We start from the raw sequence: 13976 nt of genomic DNA on the forward strand, positions 1-13976 counted from the left end.
CCACGGCGATCTTTCAGGTCACCGTAAATCGCCAATATCCCCATTCAGTCCCCTCTCCCCACGGGGGCGAGGGAACTGACCGAAGTGTGCTGCGAAAATGGGCGACCTGAAACAGTGTATTGATTATGGATTCCACGGCGATCTTTCAGGTCGCCGTAAATCGCCAATATCCCCCATTCAGTCCCCTCTCCCTCCGGGAGAGGGTTAGGGTGAGGGGGGCGTGCTGGCAGCGGTTGTCATAGCGCGGCCAACACCGTCTCCAGCTTCTCCTGATCCCGCGCGAACTGCCGGATACCTTCGGCAAGCTTTTCGGTGGCCATCGCATCTTCATTTGAGGCCCAGCGAAATTGCGCCTCGTTGAGGTGCGCGCGGGGTTCACCGGCAGCCCCCGGCAGCAGTTGGCGTTGCAGCGTGCCCTGGTCAGCATCCAGTTGTTGCAGCAGCTCGGGGCTGATGGTCAGGCGGTCACAACCGGCCAGTTGTTCGATCTGGCTCAGGGTGCGGAAGCTGGCACCCATGACCACGGTAGGAATGTCGTTGGCCTTGTAGTAGTTGTAGATCCGCGTCACCGACTGCACGCCGGGGTCTTCAGCACCGGTGTAGTCCAGGCCGGTGTTCTTGCGGTACCAGTCGTAGATCCGGCCCACGAACGGCGAAATCAGAAACACTCCGGCATCGGCACAGGCTTGTGCCTGGGCGAAGGAGAACAGCAGGGTCAGGTTGGTCTGGATCCCGGCTTTTTCCAGGCGCTCGGCGGTACGGATGCCTTCCCAAGTGGAGGCCAGTTTGATCAGGACCCGGTCGCGGCCGACCCCGGCCTTGTCATACAGCTCGATCAACTGATTGGCCTTGGCCCACAGCGCGTCTTCGTCGAAGGACAGGCGTGCGTCGACTTCGGTGGAGATGCGCCCCGGAATTACCTTGAGAATGCCACAGCCCACCGCCACCGAAAATTGATCGCACGCCAGGCCCAGGTCGCCCTTGGCCAGGTTGACGGAGCTGCGCAGGATATCGCCGTAATGTTCGATGGCCGAGGCCTTGAGCAGCAGGGAAGGGTTGGTGGTGGCGTCGACCGGGCGCAGGCGAGAGATGGCTTCCAGGTCACCGGTGTCGCAGACCACGGTGGTGAACTGTTTGAGTTGTTCCAGTTTTGAGGTCATGGCAAGCAATCTCCAGCAGGGGGTAATGGTTTAACGCCTGGGCAGTGTCCAGGTCGGTGACCCGCTCCACGCGGCCGCTCGTAAAGGCGCCACGCAGACGACGCATAGTGACGGGCGCGGGGACGATGCCGGCGAGGATAGCAAACCGGCGCCGCCCGTTACGACATGAACCTGTCGCCGTCGACAGTGATTGCCTGGCTGTCCGCCAATCGCGTCCCAGCCCTCAGAACTGCGGCGTGTACTTCACGCTGAACATCACATTGCGTGGGTCACCGTAGAAGTTGTTGCCATTCAACTGATTGTACCCGGATGCGTAGTAGGTCTTGTCGAACAGGTTGTTGGCGTTCAGGGCCAGCCCCACTTCGGGGGTCAACTGGTAAGCCACTCGGGCATTCCAGACGGTGTAGCCCGGCACGTCATAGGTGCGCTCGTAACCCAGGGTATGGCTCTGGGTGGTGAAGCCCAGGCCGGCGCTGACCTGGCTCCAGTCACCGCTGAGCTGGTAGTCGCTCCAGACCCGCAACATGTGTTTGGGGGTCCACGTGCTGAATACGCGGCCCTTGTTGGTCGGGTCTTCGAGGAACTTGGTGGTGTTGTAGGTGTAGCCGGCAAACAGTTGCAGGCCGCTCACTACCTCACCGCTGATTTCCGCTTCCAGCCCCTGGCTGCGCACTTTGCCCGAGGCCGTCGCGCAGGATACGCCGCCGCATTCATCATCCAGGGCGGAATGGGTGACGGCGCGGTTTTTCTGGTCGTAGCGGAACAGTGCCAGGGACGTGTTGACCCGACCATCCATCAGCTCACCTTTGAGGCCGACTTCATAGTTGCTGCCGATCACCGGTTTCAGCACCGCGTCATTGCGGTCGCGCTGCGACTGGGGCTCGAACACGTCGGTGTAGCTGGCGTACACCGCCCACTCGCGGCTCAAGTCGTAGACGATCCCGGCGTACGGAGTCACTTGGCCGGTTTCGCTCAGGGTACTTGGCTCATTGACAGTGGTGGCGTGGGTCATCGCCAGGAGGGTCGAGGATGTATAGCTGTAGTCATACCAACTGACGCGCGCGCCGAGTACCAGGGTCAACGGGTCGATCGGCTTGACGCGCCAACTGCCGTACAGGCCTTTCTGGCGGACGTCGTATTTGCTTGGCGTGGCGCGGCCGCCAGGGGTGTTGAGCAAGCTGTCGTAACTGATCTCGGGGCGGTTGTGATCGATATCGAAGATGTTGTCGGTGCTGTTATTGAAGGTGCGCGCAATGATGTCGTCGGAGGTGAACTTGGAGTAGTTGCCACCGAGAGTGATTTCATGCGCCATGGAAAGGGCTTCGAAATGCCCATTGAGGTTGATGTCCAGGCCCAGCTTGGTGGAGTCGAAATCGGTGTACCAGTCGGCATACGTCAAGCCGCTGCCGTCGGCATTCAGGCCGTTGTTGGTGCTCTGGACGCGTTGATGGGTGGCGGTGTTTTCTTCAGTCATGCGTATCGCGCCGACCTTGAACGTCCAGTCATCGTTGAAGCGGTGTTCGAAGTCGGCGTACAGCGTGGTGACATCGATCTGCGAGTGATTCCAGCGCGAACCGGTGAAGGTTGCGCGTGGCAGGTCTATCGGATCACCGTTGGCATAACGCGGCAAACCCCGCAGCATCGGGCGCGACTCGGCGTTGGTGCGGCTGACGGCCAGGCCCAGGGTGGTGTCTTCCTGCAGGTCGAAGTCCAGGGCACCGTACAGCGAGTGGGTCTTGCTCCATTCATAGTCGATAAACGAATCGCTCTGGTCTTCGTCCGCCACCATGCGCCCACGAATCGTGCCGCTTTGATTGAGTGGGCCGCCGGCGTCCAGTTGCAGGCCATAATGATCCCAACTGCCGGCCTTGGCGGTCAGGTTGACGGTGGGTAGAGTCTGTCCGCGCTTGCGTACCAGGTTGATCGCGCCGCCGGGGCTGCCGGTGCCCTGGAGCAAACCGGACGCACCGCGCAGCACTTCCAGGCGGTCGAAGAAGATCAGGTCCTGGGTCGCCCAGTTCCCCAAGGCGTAAGTGTTACGCGGGATGGGCACGCCGTCGTACTGCCAATCGTCAATCTGGAAGCCGCGTGAGGTGAGGATCATGCCTTTGCCGACGCCTTGTACGCCGAGCAGGCCGGTGGTCTGGTTGGCCGCATCCTTGAGATCGACCAAGCCCTGGTCGTCCATTTGCTTGCGGGTCATCACCGTCACCGACTGGGGAATCTCCTTGAGGCTGTGACTGCCTTTGCCGATGCTCACCGCCTGCGCCGCGTAGGAACCGGAACCTTCGGTCGTGGTGGGGTCGACACTGTGTTCAGTAATGGAGGTGACACCCAGCTGCAGCGCCGTACCGTTGTCGATGCGTGGCTCGACGCTGAAATTGCCTTGCCCGGTGATACGCAACTGCAAGCCGCTGCCCTGCAGTGCGGTGTCCATGGCTTGTTCGACCGGCATCAGGCCGATCACCGCGGGTGCCCGCTTGCCCTGCACCAGTGCAGGCTCCAGGGACACGATCCGGCCACTTTGGCTGGCAATCGCGTTCAGCGTACTGGCCAGCGGGCCCGCCGGCAGGTTGAAGGACAGGCTTTGCGCCTGTGCCAGGGCAGGGCTTGCCAGGGTTGCCAAGGCAACGGCGACAGAAAGGGCGTGGGGCCAAGGGTTAATCACAGCATTCTCCTGAAGGTGTGGACGTTTCAGGAGATAGGTGGGCCGAAAAGCAAAAACCGGACACAAATAAGAGTGATTTGCATAAAAAACCTGTTGCCCGGCTATTTGGCGCTGATCAGCGTCAGCCACGGGCTGTAGCGATCGACACGGATCGGCAGGGTCTCGGCCAGTGCATTGAAGGCGCGATCCGGGTCGTCGAGCGGGAAAACGCCCTGCACGCGCAAGTCGCGTACTTGCGGTGCGACCCGCACAAGACCACGGCTGTAGGGGCGCAGGGCAGCGACCACCTGTTCGAGGGAGTCGTCCAATACATTGAGGTGCCCGGCGAGCCAGTCGCTGCGATAGCGCTGATCGCCGTCCACGGGGACGATACGGTCGCTGTAGAGCAGCACCGATTGGCCTTCTTGCACGATACGTCGGGTAGTGTCCGGCAACCTCGCCTGCACGGAATGCTCCAACACCACCACACGCGTGGCATCCGGCGTTTGAGTCACCAGGAAGCGTGTGCCCAAGGCCTGGATTTCGCCTTGCGCCGTACGCACACGCAATGGCCGCAGGGGTTCACTCGCGACCTGAATCACCAGTTCACCGTGGCGCAGGATCACCAGCCGTTGGCGTGCGTCGAATTGCACATCCACCGCAGTGTCGGCGTTCAGGCTCAAGCGACTGCCGTCGAGCAGGGTGAAGGTTTCGCGCTGGCCGCGCGCGGTGTGCAGGTCGGCCAGCAGGCGATCGCCCACGGGGCTGCGGGCCGCCAGCCACAGGCCGCCACCCAACAGACCAAGGCTACCGATGGCGCGCAATACATCACGTCGTGAGCCCTGCGGTTGCAACAAGACTTGCCGTGCCTCACCGGGCAAGCGCTTATCCAGCGTGCGCAGGGTGTTCCATGAACCGCCCAATCGCTCCTGCAACCGGGCCCAGGCTTGGGCATGCGCCGGGTCCATCTGCAACCACACATCGAAACGTTGTTGCAAACGCGCATCCGGTTGGTCGGCGCGCAGGCGCACCATCCAGTCGATGGCCTGCTCGCTGACCGGATCCAGGCGTACCTTGCTCATGGTGCCAGTTCGCTGAGATAGCACTGACGCAGTGCCTGTTTCATGTAGCGGCTGACGGTACGTTCCGACAGCCCCAGTTTGCGTGCGATCGCCACGTAGCTCATGCCGTCCAGCTGGCTGTACAGAAACGTGGCCTTGACGATCAAGGGCAAGCCGTCGAGAGCCCGATCAATGGCCACCAAGGTCTGGATCAACTGCAGTTGTTCTTCGGGAGAGGGCGTCACGGCCTCGGGTGCGGCGGCGAGGCGTTCCAGGTACGCAGCTTCCAGGCGACTGCGGCGATAGCGGTCAAAAATCAGGCGGCGGGCAATGGTGGAGAGGTAGGCCCGGGGTTGTTCAATGCTGTCGGGATCGACCCGTGCGGCCAGCATCTGGCAAAAGGTATCGGCGGCGGTGTCTTCGGCATCCGCATGGTTACGCACGCGACGCTGTATATGTTGCAGCAGCCAACGGTGATGGTCGCTGAAAAAGAAGCCCAGCTTACGGATTGAAGGCGGTTGCACGGATCGTCTTTCTCAGGTGGTATTGTGAATCGTTCTCAATACTACCTTTTGCGCGAGGGTCGCTGCAACGGTGTGCAGGGATTAAAAGGCACGCTTGATCACCGACTGCGGACAGTTTGAGCGGCTTACCGTGCGGCAGACGAAAAAAAACCGGCTGATCAGGCCGGTTTGGGGTACCGCGAACGACGTCGGATCAGACGCGGCTATCCAGCAGGCGATCCGAGCCACCTTCGGCAACACGACGTTCCAGCAGGCGTTCCGAGCCACCTTCGGCGACACGACGTTCCAGCAGGCGGTCCGAGCCACCTTCGGCGACACGACGTTCCAGCAGGCGGTCCGAGCCGCCTTCGGCAACACGACGTTCCAGCAGGCGTTCCGAGCCACCTTCGGCGACACGATTGTCGATCAGGCGATCCGCGCCGCCTTCCGCGACAACAGGGTGGGCGAAAGCGTTGGCGGCCAATACCGAAAAAGCCAGGCCGAGGATGATTTGGCGTTTCATGGTGGTGTGCTCCGGGTGTTGTGATTGGGTATGGAGTGAATGTTACGCGGTGGTTTTTTTATGAGAACTTCATTGGGCTGATGGTGACTATCGACGCCAGCGATGACCCGGATCACGGGTCATCGCAGACGCATCACGGCATCCGCGGCAGCTCATTGGGGCGCAAGTCGAATACCAGCACCTCGGCGTTATCGCCGCCGCTCAAGCGGATTTCCTGCTCATCGCGCACTCGGGCACCGTCGCCTTCGCCCAGGCGCTGGCCGTTGACCTCGAGGCTGCCCCGCGCCACATGGATGTAGGCGTGGCGATCCGCTGCCAGGGCCAGCGTGGCCGCTTCGGCGCCGTTGAACAGTCCGGCGTAGACGCGTGCGTCCTGGCGCACACTGAGTGAGCCTGCGGCGCCGTCCGGCGAGATAATCAACTGCAGGCGTCCACGTTTCTGTGCCTCGCTGAAGTGCTCCTGTTGATAGCGCGGTTCGGCGCCGGCCACCGCTGGCACGATCCAGATTTGCAGGAAGTGCACGCCACGCGTCTGGCTGTGGTTGAACTCACTGTGGGCCACGCCGCTGCCGGCGCTCATCAGTTGCACATCGCCGGGACGGATCACCGAGCCGGTGCCCAGGGTGTCCTTGTGTTCCAGCGCACCTTCGAGCACATACGAAAAGATTTCCATGTCGCGGTGCGGGTGTTGGCCGAAACCCTTGCCGGCGGCGACCCGATCATCGTTGATCACCAGCAGGTCGGAAAAACCCTGCTCATTGGGGTTCCAGTAGTTGGCGAACGAAAACGTGTGGAATGACTTCAGCCAGCCGTGATCGGCGGCGCCGCGTTCGTGAGCTTTGCGAAGGGTCAGCATGGTGTCTTCTCCTCAAGGGGAGCGGGCTGCGGTATGCAGGGCTCCTGGGTTGAGAAGAAGATTAATGGTTATTGCCGGGTTGATTAAGAAGATGAAAGACGAATTACTGTCTCTTCTTAGTTGACAATATCCCGTGCCGTCGCCTCGTTTGTCAGCGATAATGTCCACCTGACTTTCCCCAGGACTGGAATGTGCTTGCCTATGAAAACTGTGGCCATGCTGTTGTTTCCCGATTTCCTCTTGCTGGACATGGCCGGCCCGCTGGAAGTGTTTTCCATCGCCAATCGCTACCTTGAACCCGCCGATCACTACCGCATCCTGACCCTCGGCACCGAGTCCGGCCCCTTGCGCGCATCCAATGGGGTCCTGCTCCAGGCCGACCTGACGCTGGACCAGGCCGGCGATGCCTACGACTTGCTGCTGGTGCCCGGTGGCCCGGGTGCCTATCACGAGTGTCCGGCGACGTTGCTGCCGTGGTTACGCTCGGCGGCACCCCGGGCCCGGCGTTTCGGCTCGATTTGCACCGGTGCCTTTATATTGGGGCATGCCGGATTACTCGACGGCCATCGGGTGACTACGCACTGGCATTACACCGAGCGGCTGATCAAGGCGTTCCCCAAGGCGCAGGTTGAGACTGACCGGATCTACCTGCAAGACGGCAGGCTGATCACCTCGGGTGGCGTCACCGCCGGTATCGACTTGGCGTTGGCCGTCGTGGCCCAGGACCACGGCAAACAGGTGGCGGTGGATGTGGCCAAGGTGTTGCTGGTGGTGATGAAACGCCAGGGCGGCCAGGCCCAGTTCAGCCCCATGGTGGCCGCAGTGGCGCCGCGGGAAACGCCGGTTACCCGAGTCCAGATGCAGGTGCTCGAACACCCCGATCACGCGTTCACCATTGAGTCCATGGCGGCTTTGGCGGGCATGAGTCCACGGCATTTTGCGCGGCTGTTCGTCAAAGAAGTGCAGATGACACCGATGGCTTTCCTGCAGGGCGCACGTATCGACCGCGCCCGGCAGTTGCTCGAAAGCACTGACTTGCCGCTGAAGACCGTGGCCTTTCGCGCAGGCTTTGGCAGCGTGCGCCACATGCGTGCTTTGTTCAGTGAAAAACTGGGCCTGAACCCGACGCAATACCGTCAGCAGTTCAACTGACGGAGCGATGTCCGTCTCGCTCACTCCAATGTCCGTGTGGCTCCCTGTGCCAGCATTGCCCTGTCATCGCCAGCTGGCAAGATAGCGTGGAGTCCCATGGAAAAGGATGCGCAGAAGCCCTGTAGCGGGGGTTTCCGTGCTTGAGCGTGCATGAACAGTCACCACTCCCCGGCACCCGATGACGCGGTGCATTTCGGCCCGTTTATCTTTTACCGGCAACAGCGCCTGGTCTGCGAAGCGGGCCGACCCTTGTCTCTGGGGGGGCGCGCCCTGGACATTCTCGCGGTGTTGGTGGAGCACGCCGGGCAGTTCGTCGGCAAGGACGTCTTGATCCGTCGTGTCTGGCCGTGCAGCGTGGTGGAGGAGAGCAACCTGCGAGTACATATCGCGGCCTTGCGCCGGGCCCTGGGGGATGGACGCGAGGGGCGCCGCTACATTGTCAATCTGCCGCAGCGCGGTTACCGCTTTGTCGCCAGCGTGCCGGAGCGGGCAACGCTATCCACACTGGCCAGCCACAACCTGCCGGCTCGACTCAGTCCGCTGATCGGCCAGGATCAATTGCTCCGCAGCCTGGCGCGGGGACTGTCCGGGCAAGCGCTGCTGACCCTGACCGGCGGTGCCGGTGTGGGCAAGAGCACGCTGGCCTCGAGTCTTGCCGAACGGTTGTTGCCGCGTTATCGCGACGGCGCCTGGTGGGTGGATCTGACCAACGTCAGCCAGCCTGCCGCGATGTTCCAACGCATGGCCGAGATTCTGATGTTGCCAGTTGAGCCTCGCAGCACCCTGCGTGGGTTATGCCAGCGGTTGGCGTCACGCCAAGTGTTGTTGGTGCTCGACGGGTGCGACCACTTGCTCGACGCCTGCCGCAGCCTGTTGCTGGCCCTGCGCGATGTTGCGCCGCACGTGACAGTGCTGGTGACCAGCCGCGAGTTGCTGCGGATTCCGGGCGAGCGGGTGCAACGTATTTGCGGGTTGTCACTGCCGCCGCTGTCGGCGCTGGCCAGTGTGGATCAAGCCATGGAATACCCGGCGATGCAGTTGTTCGTGAAACGGGCGCAGGCTGCGCAGCAGGGTTTTACCCTGCGTGAACAGGACTTGCCGGCGCTGCGCGAGATTTGTCGACGCCTTGACGGCATTCCCCTGGCCCTGGAGTTGGCGGCGGCGCAGGTGCCTGTCCTGGGCGTACGCGGTTTGCTTGGGCAACTGGCCGACGGTCTGCAGGTGTTGAACGGTGGGCGGCGCACCGCTGTAGAACGTCATCAGTCGCTGTCGGCGGCCATGCACTGGACCTATCAGCGCTTGAGCCTGCCGCAGCGCTGGCTGTTCCTGCAGTTGGCACTGTTCAGGATGGCCGTGACCTTGCCGACCTTGAGCGCGATGGTCGCGGGCAGCGAACTTGCACACGCCGACCTCGATCACTTGCTGAAAAAACTGGTGGACACCTCGTTGCTGGCCGTCGAGCCGGGGCCCGGCCCACGGCGCTATCGGTTGCTCAACAGCGTGCGCGCCTACGCGCTGTCGCAATTGGGGGATCCGGCACAAGTGGCACGCTTGCAACAAGGCTACGGTCAGGCCCTTGGGCGGTTTTCAACCCAACAGGTGGTCCTGCAAGCCGTCGAGCAGTTCGCGTACGCAGACTAGGTCGCGGGTGGTAAAGCCTTCCGTGAAACGGCCATGGACCGACGCCAGCAGCTTCCGTGCCGGTCGACGACGGCCCTGGCTGATCCAGACGCGCGCCAGGGAGATCGCACTGCGCAGCTCCCAGGCCAAGGCACCTTGTCGACGGGCAAGGTCTAGCGCTTCCAGCAACAATGCCTCGACCGCCTGGACCTGCGAAGGGTCGCCCAGAAGCAGCAACGCCTCGGCCCGTACCCGCAGGATTTCCGCGGCACACCAGCCTGCGTGGCCTTGCCTGGCCCGCTCGACCGCTGGCTCGTCGACCGTCGCGCTGCCCCAGGTGACCAGAATGTCCTGGACCAGGCCCAAGGCTTGCAGATCGCTCACTTCAACGGCATCCCCCAACGCCCTGGCGTAGTGGCTGGCCCACGTCTGGAACAACAATACCGAATGCTGCTGTGCCTGTTGCTGCAAACGCTCGAGCAAGGCGCGGGCCGAGGTGATATCGCCGTTGTAATGCGCGATCACTACACCGGCCAGGGCGAGGGTGTAGCAAATCGACGTGCCGTGCTTGATTTGCAATGCCAGTTCCAGAGCCTGGTTGGCCGTGCGCCAGGCGCGGTCGGGAAAACCCTGCAGCCACTGGATTCGCGCCTGGACCGTCAGCGACGCCACGCTCTGGTCGTACTGCACGCCAAAGCCCGGGGTAAACCGATTGAGCTGGCCGTTTTGAGCCATGCGCTGAATCACCTGCTCGGCGTGGTGCGCGGCGAGTGTCTGGTTGCCCGTATAGTGCAGCGCGAGGACCCGCAAGCGCTGGGCGCTCAAGGCCCATGCCGGGTCGCTGTGGAGCCCGATCCGATCGAAGTGCTGGCTTTTTTCGAGAGCCTGACGATATTCGCCATCGCACAGGTTGGCGGCCATATGGCCCGACACGGCCCGTAGTTGACCGGGAAGGTCCGCGACGCTTTCGGCCAGGGTGAGCGCGTTGGCAAACGCGGCAAGGGTCTGGGACGTTGCGCCGCGCGAGTGATAGGAAAAGCTGCCCAGGGCCAGGTGCAGGCGTGTGCGCAGGCGCGGGCAAGGGCTGGGGGATTGCTCCAGCAGCACCAAGGCCTTGCGGGCATACAAGCCGTGATCCGTGACCAGCGACAGCTCCTGCCACAACGGCATGGCGCTGACTGTCAGGCGGATTCCCAGCAACGCCACGCCCTGGTCGCCCAGGCTCCAATCCAGCGCTGCGCGGATGTCTTCGCGCAGCGGCGCATAACGCTCGATCCACTGCGAGGTCGGCAAGCCTTCCCAAGCGTCCTGGGCCTGCTCCATCCGCGCCAGGCAGCACGCGGCGTGGCGTTCGCGAGAGGCTTGGACTTCCCCGGCGGCGGCGAGTTTTTCCAGGGCGTAGGTGCGGGTAATGTCCAGCAGGCGATAAACCACTTCTTCATCCCCGACCTCGACATTCAGCAGGGACTTGGCGGCCAGTTGCGTCACCGCGCCCAGTACTTCCCCGGCTGGCAGCTGTGTGTCGACCACAACGGCGGAAGCCGACGCCAGGTTGAAACTGCCACGGAACACCGCGAGGCGTCGCAGCGTGGTCTGTTCGCCACGGCTCAATCGCTCGTGGCTCCAGTCCAGCGTGGCGCGCAGTGTCTGGTGACGGGGCAGGGCGCTGCGGCGGCCACGGGTCAGCAAGCGGAAGGTGTCCTCCATCTCCAGCAGCAGGCCGGGCAGGCTGAAATGCTCGATCTGCGCGGCCACCAGCTCGATCGCCAAAGGAATGCCCTCCAGGCGCTGACAGATATCAATGGCCAGCGGCAGCTCGGCGTCGTTGAGTTCAAACGTCTCTTGTCGCGATCGCGTGCGCTCGATCAGCAATTGCAAGGCGGGGTACGCCATGGCCTGGGCCCGGTCGCCCGTCGCGGGCGGACAGGCCAGGGGTTCGAGGCGTTGCACATATTCACCTTCGGCCCGCAAGGCTTCGCGGCTGGTGGTCAGGATATGCAGGCGAGGCGCGGTGCGCAGCAAGGTTTCGCTGATCAGGGCGATGTCATCGAGCAAGTGTTCGCAATTGTCGATCACCAGCAGCATCTGGCGTTCCTGCAGCGAGCGGGCGATTCCGGCTAAAGGCGCGGCATCCTGCAGTGCCAGCCCAAGTAGCGTGGCGAGGTTCGGCAGAATCATCGCCGGGGCGTTCAGCGGGGCCAGGTCCAACAGACAAATGCCGTCGCGGTAATGGCCGATCAGCAATTCCGCGACCCGCAGCGCCACGGAGGTCTTGCCGATGCCACCGGCGCCGGTCAGGGTAATGAAACGCTGTTGCGGCAGATGCTGCATCAGACAGTCGATAAGCGGCTGGCGCCCGATCAACCGCGTGCGCCGCAATGGCAAGTTATGACCTCGGCCATGGGGTGCGCCGTGTGGAGCGTGGGCGACGGTGTCGAAACTCAAGGGCGCGACAAAACTGTAGCCGCGCTGGGCCACCGTCAGGATATAGCGCTGACCGGCCTGCCCATCGCCCAAGGCTTTGCGCAGGGCGGCCATATGTACGCGCAAGTTACCGTCTTCGACCACGCTGGTGGGCCATACCCGGGCAATCAACGTTTGCTTGCTGACCACCGTGCCGGGTTGTTCCAGCAGGATCAACAGGATGTCCAGTGCCCGACGCCCCAGGCGCAACGGCCGGCCGGCTTCCAGTACCAGGCGCTGGCGCGGGTGGACGCAATAAGGACCAAACCGCAACGCGCACTCATGCTCGGGAAGGGTGTGCAGCTCACTCATGCTCGCTCTCGACGACGGGGTCTTCGAGCATCTTCCAGAGGTCGGTGCCAGCGCGCAACTAATGTGCAAGCGCCTGTGAACCCATCGACATACCGCGCAACTGATGGTTGCGCCAGGTCATGGGGTTGACGCCCTCGCTACGGGTAAAAATGTGGCAGAAGTGCGCCTGGTCACAAAAGCCGCATTCCTGACTGATCTGGGTCAGGCTGAGGCCGGAGTTGGTGATCAGTTCCTTGGCACGGCGGATGCGTTGCTGGCGTATCCATTCCTGGGGCGACAGGCCAGTGCTGCACTTGAATGCACGCGAAAAATGGCTCCTGGACAAGGCACAGGCCCGTGCCAGTTCGTTCACCTCCAGACTCTCGCCCAGGTTGGCCAGGATCAATTGCTTGACCATGCGTTCGCGCCGGGCACACAGGCCGCCGCTGGGATTGATCCGTTGTGCAACTTGCTCAGTCTGGGCCATGACAAGCATCCGTGGTTGGGGGGCGCGCGGTGCTGCAACAATTGTCGTGCTCAAAAACACCTTCCCGGTGAGCTGGAAGTCCAGTGTGGACCGAGTCATTTTTGGCGCCAGGTCACGGGCTTGACGAGTTAATCGTTGTTAATTCTGTCCAAGGCTGGCGCAGAAATGTCAGCACAGGCATCCAAGGCCGGACGCTGGATAGGTGCTTAGCTTCAGGTTTTCGCGTCGGGATGGACCGCATGAACCGTAATGATCTGCGTCGCGTCGACATGAACCTGCTGGTGATTTTCGAAGCGCTGATGTTCGAGAAGAACCTGACCCGGGTTGCCGAGAAACTCTTTATGGGCCAGCCCGCCGTCAGCGCGGCCCTGAGTCGCTTGCGTGACCTGTTCGATGATCCGCTGTTGCTGCGCAACGGGCGCGGCATGGAACCGACGCCACGGGCCTTGGCGATCCTCAAGGAGTTGCAACCGGCGATGGACACTATTTCCGGCGCCGTCAGCCGCGCCAAGGCGTTTGATCCCAGCACCAGCTGCGCGGTGTTTCGCATTGGCCTGTCCGACGACGCCGAGTTCGGCTTGTTCCCGCCCTTGCTCAGTCAACTGCGCGCGCAAGCCCCGGGAATTATCGTGGTGGTGCGCCGGGCCAATTTCCTGCTGATGTCGTCGCTGCTGGCCAGTGGTGAAATTTCCGTGGGCGTGAGTTACACCACTGACTTACCGGCTAATGCCAAGCGTAAGAAACTGCGGGACATCCCCTGCAAGGTCTTGCGTGGTGACGATCGGCCTGGGCCGTTGACCTTGGATGAGTACTGCACGCGGCCCCATGCGATGGTGTCGTTCTCGGGGGACTTGAGCGGCAATATCGACCTTGACCTGGCCCGCATCGGCCGGGCGCGGCGGGTGGTGCTGGCGGTGCCGCAATTCAGCGGGTTGCGGGCGTTGTTGGCGGGGACCGAGATTATCGCGACCGTGCCGGATTACGCGGCATGTGCGCTGACGGATGGAAGCGTTTTGCGCGCCGAAGACCCGCCATTCGCGATTGAGGCCGCGGAGTTGTCGATGGTCTGGAGCGGCGTGCACGACAACGATCCTGCTGAACGCTGGCTGCGGACGCGGATCAGCGAGCATATGTCACGGCTGCTGGTGTGAGCAGGGTTCACACCTGGCCATCGCCCCCTCAACAGAGCACGTACATCCAATTTTTCTGCCCC

The 13976-nt window shown here is 62.6% G+C and carries 10 protein-coding genes and 1 pseudogene; 3 read left to right on the forward strand and 8 right to left on the reverse strand.

Annotated features, from left to right (window positions below):
* Positions 1–236: 236 nt before the first annotated feature.
* From tal to AC6CIA_RS23275, 6 genes and pseudogenes are all read right to left on the reverse strand, one after another.
* Positions 237–1160, reverse strand: coding sequence for a transaldolase (gene tal, locus AC6CIA_RS23250; protein WP_498315490.1), 924 nt, complete (start codon positions 1158–1160; stop codon positions 237–239).
* A 223-nt stretch (positions 1161–1383) separates the two neighbouring features.
* Entirely contained in the window at positions 1384–3828 is a 2445-nt protein-coding gene (locus AC6CIA_RS23255) for a TonB-dependent siderophore receptor (protein ID WP_498315491.1), read from the reverse strand.
* Positions 3829–3929: 101 nt separating this feature from the next.
* Positions 3930–4889 (reverse strand): FecR domain-containing protein, encoded by a 960-nt coding sequence (locus tag AC6CIA_RS23260; protein WP_498315492.1) that lies wholly within the window; start codon positions 4887–4889, stop codon positions 3930–3932.
* The gene (locus AC6CIA_RS23265) at positions 4886–5392 is read right to left on the reverse strand and encodes a sigma-70 family RNA polymerase sigma factor (protein ID WP_498315493.1); all 507 of its coding nucleotides are present in this window, start codon (positions 5390–5392) and stop codon (positions 4886–4888) included. The genes AC6CIA_RS23260 and AC6CIA_RS23265 overlap by 4 nt, the downstream gene beginning before the upstream one ends.
* Positions 5393–5588: 196 nt before the next feature.
* Positions 5589–5894: pseudogene (locus AC6CIA_RS23270) on the reverse strand (phage infection protein); the annotation flags it as partial.
* A gap of 133 nt (positions 5895–6027) precedes the next feature.
* Entirely contained in the window at positions 6028–6750 is a 723-nt protein-coding gene (locus tag AC6CIA_RS23275; RefSeq protein WP_498315494.1) for a pirin family protein, read from the reverse strand.
* A gap of 201 nt (positions 6751–6951) precedes the next feature.
* On the opposite strand from AC6CIA_RS23275, the gene AC6CIA_RS23280 reads away from it, so the two are divergent.
* Together AC6CIA_RS23280 and AC6CIA_RS23285 are read left to right on the forward strand one after the other, a co-directional pair.
* Positions 6952–7902, forward strand: coding sequence for a GlxA family transcriptional regulator (locus AC6CIA_RS23280; protein ID WP_498315495.1), 951 nt, complete (start codon positions 6952–6954; stop codon positions 7900–7902).
* A gap of 150 nt (positions 7903–8052) precedes the next feature.
* On the forward strand, positions 8053–9543 hold the full coding sequence (locus tag AC6CIA_RS23285; RefSeq protein ID WP_498315496.1) for an ATP-binding protein: 1491 nt from the start codon (positions 8053–8055) through the stop codon (positions 9541–9543).
* Here the strand turns inward: AC6CIA_RS23285 and AC6CIA_RS23290 are convergent.
* Both AC6CIA_RS23290 and AC6CIA_RS23295 read right to left on the reverse strand, forming a co-directional pair.
* The gene (locus AC6CIA_RS23290) at positions 9490–12297 is read right to left on the reverse strand and encodes an ATP-binding protein (protein WP_498315497.1); all 2808 of its coding nucleotides are present in this window, start codon (positions 12295–12297) and stop codon (positions 9490–9492) included. The genes AC6CIA_RS23285 and AC6CIA_RS23290 overlap by 54 nt on opposite strands.
* A gap of 58 nt (positions 12298–12355) precedes the next feature.
* Entirely contained in the window at positions 12356–12763 is a 408-nt protein-coding gene (locus AC6CIA_RS23295) for a helix-turn-helix domain-containing protein (protein WP_498315498.1), read from the reverse strand.
* Between the two features lie 239 nt (positions 12764–13002).
* On the opposite strand from AC6CIA_RS23295, the gene AC6CIA_RS23300 reads away from it, so the two are divergent.
* Complete coding sequence (locus AC6CIA_RS23300; protein WP_498315499.1) at positions 13003–13914, forward strand: LysR substrate-binding domain-containing protein; 912 nt, start codon at positions 13003–13005, stop codon at positions 13912–13914.
* Positions 13915–13976 lie beyond the last annotated feature (62 nt).

This window comes from Pseudomonas sp. GQ91, assembly GCF_059758795.1.

Coding starts and splice junctions, on each gene's coding strand:
- AC6CIA_RS23260 (WP_498315492.1), bottom strand. CDS start 4,889: ATGAGCAAGGTACGCCTGGATCCGGTCAGCGAGCAGGCCATCGACTGG.
- AC6CIA_RS23295 (WP_498315498.1), bottom strand. CDS start 12,763: ATGGCCCAGACTGAGCAAGTTGCACAACGGATCAATCCCAGCGGCGGC.
- tal (WP_498315490.1), bottom strand. CDS start 1,160: ATGACCTCAAAACTGGAACAACTCAAACAGTTCACCACCGTGGTCTGC.
- AC6CIA_RS23290 (WP_498315497.1), bottom strand. CDS start 12,297: ATGAGTGAGCTGCACACCCTTCCCGAGCATGAGTGCGCGTTGCGGTTT.
- AC6CIA_RS23275 (WP_498315494.1), bottom strand. CDS start 6,750: ATGCTGACCCTTCGCAAAGCTCACGAACGCGGCGCCGCCGATCACGGC.
- AC6CIA_RS23285 (WP_498315496.1), top strand. CDS start 8,053: ATGAACAGTCACCACTCCCCGGCACCCGATGACGCGGTGCATTTCGGC.
- AC6CIA_RS23300 (WP_498315499.1), top strand. CDS start 13,003: ATGAACCGTAATGATCTGCGTCGCGTCGACATGAACCTGCTGGTGATT.
- AC6CIA_RS23280 (WP_498315495.1), top strand. CDS start 6,952: ATGAAAACTGTGGCCATGCTGTTGTTTCCCGATTTCCTCTTGCTGGAC.